We start from the raw sequence: 11,849 nt of genomic DNA on the forward strand, positions 1-11,849 counted from the left end.
CCAATCGCGAGTGCGGGAAGCGATCATCCAATCCTGAGCCGCATCGACCGCACTGCGAGCTGGGGCGGTCGGGACCAGGTTGGTGCTGTCGCTCCGCGGACTCTCGCCAGCGGACGCGCTCCGTGAGGCCGACGGTTTCCCCGCTGGCCGGTTCATCGCGCACGCTCCGAGCGCAGGCACGATCAGCGCGCACGTCACGGCCGCGAACCACACCCGCCGTGCTCCACAATATGGTCTGGACATAATCGGTCAACGCCTCCTGATTGTTTTCCTTGTTTCACAGCGACTTCACGGATGCAGAGAGGACATAGCACCCGAGGCTGGTGGACACCGGCTGGCAGGAACAGCGATGCCGAATTCTCCACAATGTCTACATCGGACGGATCAAATACACAAGTATCGTGCTGGTGTTGAATGTTCCGCAGCGCGCCTCGATCAGGCTCACTCCCCCGGAGTCTCATTGGGCGTGTCCGCGCGGTAGCCAATGCTAACTTCCTCGCGTCTGAGCTTTTAAGACCACCGGTGAAATCTCAAGCTCGCTTGCCACGCGCGTTGTCAGCGCAGGGTCATGATTACGGCTCTGGGCCAACGTCGCGCTCAGTGTCGCGTGGCACGGATTCGGGTGAGCTGTGGCGAGGGCGTTGTAACCGACCGGTCAACCCGTCGAGTGCGCCGCGCAATCTCGCGGCCCGGCTCGAAGAGGACGTGGCGATGCGCGATATGGCGCGCCATTGGGGCTTGGCGGTGGTGCTGAGGTAGCGCTCCACCCAGCTGCGGGCACGCCCCTGGGCGCCGCCGTGGTGTTCGGGCAGCAGCTCGGGCACTCCGGGTGAGACGCCGAAGGCTTCGCGATAGGCGGCGACCTGCCCAGCACGGCCGATCCAGGCGGCGCGGGATATTGGATTGGCGGGAACCTCACCGAGCAATTCTGCCCACGCAGGCGGGTTCGTGGCGACGCTGTCACCCAGTGCTCCGACGCGATCCGCAATGGCGCCGGCGCGGCGGCGTAGCCAGGCGGCCAGTTCAAGTGAATCGGGGCCCCTGGGTGCGTCAGGGTCATCCGCACGTGGCGGTGTCGCCACCCAGCCGGGCAATAGCGGCGGCCGGTCGACGCCGGGTCTCGGTGTCGGCATGGCGGCGCTGACTCGGTAGTGCATGACCTGCGCGACCGACTCCGCAGTGTCCAGCTCCCGAGCTTGGGCGCACGCTTGCAGCAGGCGCATTGGGTTCGCGCCTGCGTCACGGGCCTCGTGCAGAACGGTCTGTAATGCGGGCCAGGCCGGGTCGGCGAGGATGCCGTCGGCCTGGTCGGGCATCGCGGCCCAGACCCAGGCTTCGGCTTTTCGGGCGGCGTCGGGTCCGCGCCAGACCAACATGGCGTGGGCGTAGCGCGGTACGGCGAGATCCAGGCGAAAGGGTTCATCGAGGGCGCTGCGCAGCTCCTCAGTGGCCGACCGTTCGGCGCCTTCGCGGTCGAGGATCTGCGCGAGCGCTCGGGCAGCGCCAGACGTGTTGCGGTGCCGGTAGAACAACTCCCCGGGCAGCACGGTGGGTTCGGTGACCTGTTGGATGTCCTCGACGTCGAGATAGGCGTAGTTCCCGTGGATCCCTCGGGAGAGTGCGACCAGTGCGGCCTCACGCACGGTCGAGCCGGTGAGGTAGCTGCGGGCAATGTCGACGGTGAGGCCTTGCGCCCGGTGGATTGTGGACGCGTAGCCGAGTTCGACGTGCTCGTCGACGTACCAGGCCGGGAGGGTGACGTGCCCGCGGTGCCGGATGTGGCGCACGGTCAACCGGCCGTCGGTGTGGGCCTGCTGGACGGTCCACAGATCACCGTTCTTCACCATGTCGCGACCGTTGTTAACTATGAGGCGGCGGCGATTGAGGCGGGTGACGATCCGATCGCCGACCCCAGCCACAGTGCCGTCCCGCAGCGCGAATCCGGTGGTCGCGACGAGTCCGCGGGCTCGCAGATCGGTTTGCGCGCGGGCCGACAGTTCGCGGGCAATGTCGCGGGAGTCGGAAATCATGATGCTGGTTGCCGACCCTGCCAGGTCGGCCTGCCAGTCGTGGTAGAGCTGGTCGAGCACTGCGGCGCGGGCGCCGCCGACGAGCCGGTCGTTGTCCTCGTAGAAGCCGATCGCACGTGGGTCACCGACCCGGAACTGAAGGACGGCCTCGGCCTCGTCGGGGCGGGCGAAGCGCCGGACGTCGGTGAGTTCGACGCCGCCAGTGTCGTGGTACAGCAGACGAAGCGCACCGCCTGCTTCGACGGCGCCGAGCTGACGGTGATCACCGACCAGGCGCACGACCGCCCCGGCGTGTTCCGCGATCTCACGGACCGTGTCCAGGGTGCGGGTGTCGGCCATCCCAGCCTCGTCCACCAGCAACATGTCCCCTGCTCGCACGTCCACGTCCTGCCCGTTCTCCCAGCCTGCGGTTAATGAGTGCAGGGTGTCCGCGCGAGCAGAGGGTGTCTGTCGAGGCGCAAGCTGGTCACCGGCGTTGAGTTCGTCCGTCAGCACCGATGCGGCAGCTGCCGAGGGCGCGAGGCCGATGACGCGGCCCCCGGTGGTCTCCCATGCTGTCCGGACCGCCCGCATCGCGGTGGACTTCCCGCTGCCGGGCGGGCCGATCGCGACCGCCAGCGCCGCGCCACTGGAGACGAAATGCTCGACCAGGGTCCGCTGCCCCGGGTTGAGCACGAGGCCCCGCCCACGCTCAAAGGCCGCCACGGCGCGGTCCCGGGCCGCGGCGGGCACGACGGGCCCGCCGCGTGTGCGGGAGTCGGTGAGCAGGCGCGCTTCGGCGGCCAGGATCTCGCTGCTGGTATAGCGGATGCTGGCGTGGCGGTGAAAGATCGAGAACCCATCGCGGCGTTGCAACAGGACCGGCGTCGTGTCGACCGCGACATCCAGCTGAATCGAGGACCGCTCCAGAGCCAACCCGACAATGTTTTCCACCGCAGTGGAACGTTCAGCCATCGACGCGAATGGGATGTCCCATAGCTGCCGCAGTGCTTCGGCGCGCACGTGATAGATCGTCCACGTCGACCGTGCCCGCGAAACCTTGTCGATCACAATTTCCGCCAGCACGCCCAGATCCGGAATCCCAGCCGCCGCGCCGCGCCCGCCGCCAGGAGTGCACCCGCCGATCACAGTCTCGAGGTCCAGATGCGGGGTGATCTGTTGGGCCTCGGCACGCCACCGTTGCAGCATCTGTGCCAGTGGCACCGGATCGGGCTTGTCCGGACGATCCCGCCCCAGCTGCGCCTGCTGAGCTAGCTGGATCTGTACCGAGCGCGGTGGGGTGTGGCCATACCGCGCGACATACTCCGCAACAAGCGCGTCATAGCCTGCTTCGACTTGAGCGCGGCGTTTGGAGAACGCCGTGATCCACTCTGGGGGCATTCCCGCGATCTCGTGCACGGCCTGTTTCCCGGGCCCGACCGACCGCTTTGCCCAGGCAACACCGAGCCGTTCGGTCATCAGCTGCTCAAGCATCGCGTTGTAGGTTTCCGAGATTGACACCGCGGCCTTAAACAGTTGCTGACCGTCCACTGTGCGCCATTTCCCGTCTCCGGCCAGGACCCGGTTCGCCACCGCGACGTGGGTGTGCAGGTGTGGGTCACCAGCACGGCTGTCGCGGTGATCGAAGGCGGTCGCGACGAACCCTGAGGTGTCGACCTGCGCCACTCCCCCGGCGCCTACACGGGTGAATGCGGCCTCCCTCTCGCCGTAGGCCAGCGCGGCCCGCCACGCATCGTGATGCGCTCGTTCTACTTGCTCGCGCAGCCACCGATCGCCCAGCGCCCACAGCAGAGACACGCTCTTGGCTGGCGCGAACACTAGATCGAACCCCGACACCGGCTGACGGGCCTTGCCGAGCTCGTCCTGCAGGAACTTCCGGATCTCCCGCTCGCTGGTGATCGGTCGATGCGGATGCCGCTCCTGCAGCAGACGTCGCCCGACCTCGGTCTTGAGATCGTGCCGCTCCGCCACCGTTGGACGACGGTGGTGCCGCCGGGCAAACGCGGCGTACTCGTCCCGCAGCCCCACGGACAGCGGTACATGGCTGTCGAACTGCGGCATCCGCCGGCCCAGCCGGGCGGCTTTGATCGCGCCATCGATGCTCGACCCGCCGGTGATCTGCTCGGCGATGAACTCGTTCGCGTCCGGACGCAACCCTTCACCGAACAGCGCGAGCATGTGCTCCTCGGTGACTTCCCCGGACACGCCGAGATCTGCGCACCCGGCACCCACCCAGTAGCCCGGCGGGTCGCCGCTGGTCGTGTAATAATCCACCAGCGGGTCACCGCGACCGCGGTCGTTGTCGCCGCTGGCGACGTTGCGCGTGAGGTAGGTGTAGCCGTCGCCGGCGTGCAACACGCGCGGAGTCATCGTCACCGCGTGGTCACGACAAGACCTCCTCCCCCCAGAGCATCAAATATACCGCGACGCGGGGCGCGTCGGCCGATGAACGACGATTACTGGGTGACTTCCGGTCACTCGCTGTGGGCTTTTGTGCCTGGTTGATGTTCGTGAGCGCACAGCTTTTGCGCGGCCCACCAAGCCACCCAGGTCCCAGGGATACCGGCCAGCAGGATCAGCCAGATCCAGTCGTAACGCGAAGCGGTGACAACGGTGCAGACGGCGACTAGCACCGTATTCCCCCAACCGCTATGCCAACTCGCCTGCGGCTGAACGCGGTACACAAACACCGCGGTCAGGATTACCCACCCGGCTACGATCACCAACGGTACCCATACAGGCATTGACATTCCCCCCTCGCTAGTCTGCGCACACCATCATGCCAGCGGTACCGCGGGAAAGGTCACCGAGCCGGAAAACAAAGACCATCGACGCATTTGCATCGGCATACCGACAGCAGGGTGCTGATATGAATCGTTGCCAATTCGTCGATGTGTGCTGGTCGTGCGGATGTGATGCGGGCATAAACGTGTGCCGTCATCCGGTGAGGTCTCGACGTGCCCGTTGTACCTTCACCATCGCGCGGCATGCACCTAACCTAGGCCAGGTTGTTCTGCATCCCTCGTGCCCTGGATAGGCGCTTGCGCGCCGGACGACCACAACAGGCGCCGGCGGCCGGTATTCGAGCGCGGTGCGTGTTGTCTCCGGGGTAATCAGCTCGGCGACGACCGCGACGCACAGAGATCGTCACGGTCATGGCACCCTGCCCACCCGGCGCAAGTCCAGCGTTACGTGTTTCTCGGTTGGTCAGGTGACATTGCCACAGCCCGGGCGGCTGCGCGCCAGCTTCGGCAAGGCACCTTCGCGTATTCGGTGACGGCCGATACGCCGGTGGGAGCCCCTTGCTGCTACGGGAACGAGTCGCATGGTCGTTGCGCCGGTGGTCCGATCTGATCAGGCTTCACTTCCGGCTCTGGACTCCGAGGTCGAGCACCTCGACCAGGTCATCGGCTCGTCCGGGCTGGAAGGCCGTCCGGTGCACGCCGAGGAGATGTCCTGGCTGATGCACCGGTCCTGCTCGCTCGGCCTGCCCGCGCCCCGCAACATGCCCGCGGTGCCGGGCGCGGAATGGGAGCCGGAGGACCTGGCGAGTTTCACCGACGCCGCGGACTTCCACGCCGAGCCGTACGCGCCGACGCTGACCGTGCGCGGGCGCACCGGGTCGAACGCCGGGGTGCGCCGCCATCTCGCGGTGCTGACCGTCGGCCAGATGCACGGCCTGCAGATCCCCGAGGTCGACGACCCGTGGGTGCAGCACGCCGACCGGACGAGCAACCACGGTCTGGACCGCCTGCGTGGCAAGTCGCCGCGATTGGGAGGGGTGTCCCGCGCGCGAGGCCCGGCGGACCTCGCCAAGCACCTCGATCACGCGTCCGCCGTAACGCGCGGCTCGGCGGCCACGAAACGTTATCGCAGTGTTGACCGATCGATGATCGTGCGAAAAATCATGTGGATCAGCGGCGTAGTGATCGTGGTCGGCTTCCTTGGCCTGTGCGGGTGGGGGATCTTCGTCAACAAGGACGCGACGTGGTGGGGCGCGCTCGGTCAATGGGTCGGGGGCATCGGTTCCATCGTCGCGGCGGTCGTGGCGCTTTGGATTGCCCGTGAGGGTTGGCGGCGGGTTGAGCGAGAGCGGCGCGAGGAGGAAATGATCCAGGCTGAGTTGGTGCAGTATGACGGATTCAACCGGTACGACACGGTGGATTCCGCGTACAGCAACGCCTCGATCACGATCCACAACCGCTCCGGGTCTTACGTGATGGACGTCGAACTTGTAGCGGTTCAACACCGAGGTGAGATCCGGATCGGCGATTGGTATCTTGTTGGCGCGTGTTACGTAAACGCGGCGGGCGAGTCGGTCACTCCGGAGCTGACGTCTGCGCCGGGGAAGGAATTCAATGAGGTCTTCTCCCGCGTCAGCCCAGAAGAACGAGTCCGATTTTACGTCACTTTCCGTCTCCCCGACGCCCGGTCCGAGATACCCGAGATTGGACCGATCGTGACGTTTTCTTACATGGACGCTCGCGGGCGGCGGTGGACGCGAACCGACGCTGAGCGGCCTACCCGAACGCAACCTGGTGACGGATTCGCGCGGCGTGAAGGCGCGCCGATGTTTAGCCACATCGTCACACGGCCCCCAGAACTCACGAACTAGGCGTCCAAACGCGGTGTGGAATCCGGTGTGCGCCGACGCCTGCACCACCGTGAGCGCGTCACACGCCGGTCACGCGGAGTTGGCCGACTCACCGCGGAGTCTGGCGGGCGAGCTGAAGGCGGTGATGCTCCCGACCTTAGCCGCCCCCTCGGGGCCTAGCCTTCGGCTCCCCGCGCGTCGCACACGAACACACGCCGGTCGACCATCTAGCATTCCCTGGGCGTCGCGCCTTCCAAACGAAGCTCCACGTTCACCAGGGAGACGCTCCCCTCGCGCGACTTGACGTGCACTAACGTACACGTTTACGCAGTTCACCATGCGTGTCGCGACCTCGCCTGCAACGTAACACGCGCCCGCTCACTGCGTAGTGCAAGAGGTGCCTTCGGGGTAGGGGAGGGGCGAGCAGGTGGGGAAGAGCGGTAGGTGCGGAGATGGCGGTGGGGCCCAGGTGAGCAGACAGGGAAGGAGTGCGACGCGGGTAGTGCGCTGGTGGGGTGGGCTCCTGGGTCCGGCGCGGGCGAAAGCCGTCGGGCGCGGACGCGAGGCGACCACGGGGCCGCGTAGCGGCCGGAGAGGATGAGTCGGCCCTGTGGGGTCGTCCTCTGACGGGGGGCTGGGGGCGGCGTCCTCAGACGGTGGGGCGGGCTCGATGCCCGCTCCACCGTGTTGCGGCTGCACCGGTTGGGCGGGGCCCCGGTATCAGCGGGGCCCCGCCCAACCGACGGGTTAAGCGGCGATCGGTTCGCGGGCGGCGGGGTGATTGTTCGTGTGCCGGTCGAGGATCTCGGCGCACCGGCGGAGGTCCGCGCGGTCGGCTGCGCGGCGCGCTCGGCGGCTGTCGTCGCGGCGTTGAGCTGAGCGTTCGAGCGCGGCCTTGCGGGCGGCGGCGTAGGGGTCCACAGGTGCGGGGTCGGTAGTGGTGACGGTATGGCCGAAGTGGGCGGTCACCCATTCTGTAACGGGAGTGCGGCGCTTGGGGTGATGGTGCCAGTAGTAGCGGGCGAACCGCAGCGCGGTAGCGGGTGCGTGCTGCGTGGCGATGACTTCGCAGGGCGCGACAAGGTCCGCGTCTGAGCGGTTCGCGCGCACGGGGAGGCTGCGGCGGATGGTCGCGATGGCGCCGTTGATCAGCTCGGGGGTGATTCCTACATATCCCTCGGCGCGGCAGACATCGCACAGGCCGTCATCGTGGGTGTTGGCGGCACGCGCGGTCCAGATGTGGCGGGCGGGGCGTTCGATCCAGCACGAGACACATGGGGTGCTGAGAATCGGATGGTCGGAGTACATCTTCTCGTAGTCGTTGGCGTAGCCCTCGGCGTCGTCGCACTCGTGCGGTATCCGGACATCGAAGGGGTTCCAGATGAACCGGGTAGCCATATAGACGGTGACCACCTTGGGCTCGACCTGCGCAGGGCGGGGTTCGCGGCGCTGGATCGGATCGACGCGCTCACGGAGGCTTCGTGCACTCTCGCGCTGGAGGGCGGTGGGAGCGTCGACGCGAAGGTCGCGGGGGTTCTTTTTCTGCTCGCGGCGAGGGGCGTCTTCGTCGTCCGGGTCCAACCGGCCGATTAGGCCGAAGGCCTCGACGTTGACGGTGTCGACCTTAGCGGTGTCCTTGTCGAGCTTCCACAGCTCCAGGCGCCATTCATCGGCTGTGGTGAGACGGCCCGAGTCCTGGAGCCTGGCCAGTCGGCGACAGCCCCTGTCGAGCACATCAGACGCACTCTCGGCGGCGCAGTGGTCCGGGTTGTATTGCTGGGGGTCGGCCTCGGCCATACAGAAGGTGATGAGGTCGCGGGTCACGGCGTCGCCGGTGTCCCACTGAGCGCGCAGCTTCGCTTGCGCGAGAGCGGGGCGGTGATTGGCCAGGGTATCAAGACTGCGGGAAAGGATGTCAAGCTGATCAACGGACGCAGTGTCAATCATACGGGCGGCGAGTTTCTTGGCCTCTTGCAACGTAGCGGGAGTGCCCACCTCGACCAGGAGAGAAATTTCATCCAAAAATTCGAGAACAGTAGACATTGGCTAAAACCCAATCATTCGCTGAATTTCGAGACTCACCGGGCTTGCCCTCCCGGCTGTTACCCGTCAATATTAGCAACAAGAGGGTTATATAGCAAGTTCGGAACCGATCTTCGTCCTATTTTGCATTGGCTTTGACTAGCGATTTTGTGGCCACTGTCCGCCAGACCGACCGCTTCCGCACATTGTCTGAATAGTGGGATCTGTAAAGCTGGGGAACATTGCTGAAATGGAATTTGGGGAGGGGGCGAAGTAACGGGGCAGGCGGCAGCCTGCCCTTAACTCCTGCCCCAGGGAGCAGGGGACCCGAATGTCAAGGGTTTGCCGACGAGAAGCAAGAACTACGTCAGCCGTGCAAACCCTTGACATTTGGGGGAGGCGACCGATACAATTTCGCCCCCTCCCTAAATTTCATTGGACGCAACAGTCGCAATTTTATTGGAACCGTGCAGGACTGGGACATCGTTCTGAACCAAGGACCACAGGTAACCGTAACGGAAGACGGGCTGCCGCATCGAGTTCGGCCGGTATCTAGACCGCGAGGCCGTGTAGAGAAAGCACCCGGCATGCCCGATGCATGAACCTCCGGCCGGATTCCGTGCTCGTCGCTTGAGCCGATACAGTGGCTGTGTCCGTGACGACAAGGGGCGCGTTGAACCCCGAGACCATCACCGGACACCTGTCGGTGTGATTCTTGCCCGAACGCGCCGACGACAAGGGCGGGCTCGGCACGGTCGTGCCGAGCCCGCCGCTGTCTCTGCCCCGAGCGGTCGGTTCGTTGCCGCGCGAGAACGCTGCCTGGGCGAGGCTTCCAGATCCCGCCGCGCGGGCGGCTTGTGTCAGCACGGCCGCAAACGCGGACGGGTTGGTTCCCGCCAGACCCGGGGGGTGAGCAGTGTGGTCAGGGTGTTGGGCGACTCCGTCGCTTCGCCGGCTATACGAGCCCAGGCGCCACCACCGCGCAGGCGTAGCCGGGGTGATGACACCCGACGGCGGCCGGCATACGGTCCCGCGGCCAGTAGCCACAGATGCTGCATGAGGTTTCTGCGCCAAGGGGCAGGTCATCACGGCCCGAGGACGGCGGAGCCGAAGCACAGCGGACAGTGGTTGTCGTCGCCATCTTCCGGGCAGCGTGGGCAATGCACGAACCGAGGGTTCTCGTCGATGTCAACGAGCAGGTCCGCGTACTGGTCGAAGATCGCCTGTTTCTGCTCGGCGGTGTAGCCCGACGAGGTCTCGTTCGCGACCATCGCAGGACCTCCTTTCCGTGTTCATGAGAGCGGATTTTGTGCCCCGGCCCTGGCGGAACCGGGGCGTGGACATGGCACCCAGCCGAGGGGCTGGCCCGCGCCACGGGCACACCACGGGACAAAGCGAAAACGCATCCGCAAGGGTGCCAAGAACCCGGCCTGGCCTCTGTCGGACAGACACCAGGCCGGGCGAGCGAAACCGCGCCGGTGGGGGCCAGCGTGCTCCGCTCGGTCAGATGGTTTCGATACGGATTAGAGCTGCAGCTCTCCGGCCTCCGTGCTGGCTCCGGCAGCGGGGGCCGAACCCCCCGGGTCGTCAGCGGGCACGCCACTGCCACCGCCGTATCCACCGACACCGCCAACGGGTGCCGCGGCTGACCTTGTTGACCTTGGCAGTGGCACAGCGAAGCAACGGACCGATCTCGTCGACCTCGAGCTCGACAACGGTCCGCTTCTCGCCTTCCCTGGTTTCAAACGAACGCTGCTTCAAGCGCCCAGTGTGACCACCCCCTCGCTCCCCCGGTCAAGCTCTCTGCAACGTTTTCAGCTGGCTGGCGCCCGACCACGGTGGCCTCAACCCGTCGAACGGACCGCCCGCTGGAGCACCTGGCCAGGGCGAAAGACAACGCGTTGGCAAGACCTTAGGTGTAGCTGCCGGCACGGCCCTCGGTGAACGGACGACTTACCGGTCCCAGACGTGTACGACATTGCCGGTCTTGAACGGTTTGTCGTCCGGCCCCTTGATATGGGGGTTGATCCAAACAGGCCGCCGGAGTTGGCGGTTTGGGCCGTACGCTTGGTTGCGCCAATGGCCACGAACCATCCAGCGGACGGCGAATTCGCGTTCATCACCCGCGTCATTGGTCTGGTTGTTGGTGGGGGCAGCGTCGCGGTGCCGACGGTGCACGTGGACCACCTGGACGTCGGAGTTGCGGCGTCCCTCGCGCTGGTCACGGCGCTGCTGGTTACGGCCGGCTCGTTCCTGGCTGACCTCGGTGATGCCAGGTTGGGTCATCAGTAGCCAACTGGAATAGAGGACCTTCAACCACGGAATGACGGACTGGTCCTGTGGCGTCCTGCTGATTTCGTGGGCAAGATTCAAATCGCCGATGGTGTGCCCATAACGAAGCGCAGTTTCGTTGTCCCACATCCACTCTGGTGTTGCTCGTATGGCCCTGTCAAGTTCAGCAGACTTAGGTTTACGGCCAACGATTCGGGGTAGCACATGGCGAACGTATTCATAATCGCTGGAACTATAGAATGTTACACCAATAGCAGGATCATTCTTCGTTGGATAGAACGTCGACCCCCAGGTCATCGCAGCGATCGGAATTTGACGATCGCGGAACATGTCACCAATATAGGAACCAACGGGTTCGCCGAAGACAATGAGACCACGATTCGCAGGCTGGTGCGTCTCGTCGATCCTCAGGTCCTCTGGCAGCGTTTCGGCCGCCGCACTTGCGACCTGCGTCATTTCGGGTGAAACCCAGTAGAGCGCGCCGTTCGCCAGCCTCTCGTATTCGTCATCTAGTAAGATTTTCGCCGCAACGACGGGGTCATCGGCAGGTCGCAAGCCGACTCTACCCTCAGCTATCATCTGAGCATGAAAGGCGAATATTTGGGGACTCCGCATCTGATCGCAAAGGCTTGCGCGAATCGACGGTAGTTCCCGCGCATGCGGTGCAGAGTACTTACTTTTCCATAGACCGGTGGCGGGATCGAGAGGCATTAGAACGTGATCTCCTGAATACGGTAGCTTTGGAAACGAGAATCGTTGGCGAGGGCACCGACTGGGTGCCTCGAGAACATGGCTCGCTGACACCGGAAATGGCGCGTCACCCGCGCGGGTCGCAGGACCTACAGGCCACCCGCTAGACACGCGCGCGACGATGACGTGCAGCCCACTGCAGGAAACAGCCGAGAAAGAAG

4 protein-coding genes and 2 pseudogenes are annotated in these 11,849 nt (G+C 65.3%); 1 reads left to right on the forward strand and 5 read right to left on the reverse strand.

The annotated features are described in order from the left end of the window. Positions 1–572: 572 nt before the first annotated feature. Positions 573–4,400, reverse strand: coding sequence for a MobF family relaxase (gene mobF, locus LOZ83_RS01600; protein ID WP_236788081.1), 3,828 nt, complete (start codon positions 4,398–4,400; stop codon positions 573–575). A 961-nt stretch (positions 4,401–5,361) separates the two neighbouring features. On the opposite strand from mobF, the pseudogene LOZ83_RS01605 reads away from it, so the two are divergent. After that, positions 5,362–5,757 (forward strand): annotated as a pseudogene (locus LOZ83_RS01605) (ATPase); the annotation flags it as partial. Between the two features lie 1,614 nt (positions 5,758–7,371). On the opposite strand, the gene LOZ83_RS01610 reads toward LOZ83_RS01605, so the two are convergent. The 4 genes and pseudogenes from LOZ83_RS01610 to LOZ83_RS01625 form a co-directional block, all read right to left on the reverse strand. Beyond that, positions 7,372–8,667 (reverse strand): hypothetical protein, encoded by a 1,296-nt coding sequence (locus LOZ83_RS01610; protein ID WP_236788084.1) that lies wholly within the window; start codon positions 8,665–8,667, stop codon positions 7,372–7,374. A 1,064-nt stretch (positions 8,668–9,731) separates the two neighbouring features. Further along, positions 9,732–9,917 (reverse strand): hypothetical protein, encoded by a 186-nt coding sequence (locus LOZ83_RS01615; protein WP_236788085.1) that lies wholly within the window; start codon positions 9,915–9,917, stop codon positions 9,732–9,734. Positions 9,918–10,169: 252 nt separating this feature from the next. Beyond that, positions 10,170–10,480 (reverse strand): annotated as a pseudogene (locus LOZ83_RS01620) (single-stranded DNA-binding protein); the annotation flags it as partial. A gap of 119 nt (positions 10,481–10,599) precedes the next feature. Next, positions 10,600–11,517 carry a hypothetical protein gene (locus LOZ83_RS01625; protein ID WP_236788087.1) on the reverse strand — a complete coding sequence of 306 codons (918 nt, stop codon included), beginning with the start codon at positions 11,515–11,517 and terminating at the stop codon, positions 10,600–10,602. Positions 11,518–11,849 lie beyond the last annotated feature (332 nt).

It is taken from the genome of Amycolatopsis sp. GM8 (assembly GCF_021653975.1).
In the GTDB taxonomy this organism is placed as follows: Bacteria; Actinomycetota; Actinomycetes; order Mycobacteriales; family Pseudonocardiaceae; genus Amycolatopsis_E.